Below are 253 nucleotides of genomic sequence, written 5' to 3'. Positions count from 1 at the left end.
AAGCGACCAGCTTGTCGCAGCAGGGGTGTGCTGGCGGAGCCCAGCATCACCGCGAGCACGGCCATTGCCAGCAAAGGCGCTTGCAGCACCAGGTTCAGAGGTCCTTTGGCATGCAGCAGCACGCAGCCGGCCAGCAATAAGGCAGGGGCCAGCATCCGCCGGGAGATCCAGAGATGGCGCCAGCATGCCAGCGTGGCGCCGAGCGAGAACACCATCGCATACTGCAGCGCGAACGACCATTCAGGCATGGGCT

General features: G+C 64.8%; 1 pseudogene. It reads right to left on the bottom strand.

Going from position 1 to position 253, the window contains the following annotated elements:
• A pseudogene (locus tag ACRHNM_RS17470) lies at window positions 1–253 on the bottom strand (acyltransferase family protein); the annotation flags it as partial.

The sequence above is a fragment of the Psychroserpens mesophilus genome (assembly GCF_050617655.1).
GTDB lineage: Bacteria > Bacteroidota > Bacteroidia > Flavobacteriales > Flavobacteriaceae > Psychroserpens > Psychroserpens mesophilus_A.
Note: the sequence above shows the minus strand (reverse complement) of the source record. Positions and strands in the feature narration are given on the sequence as shown.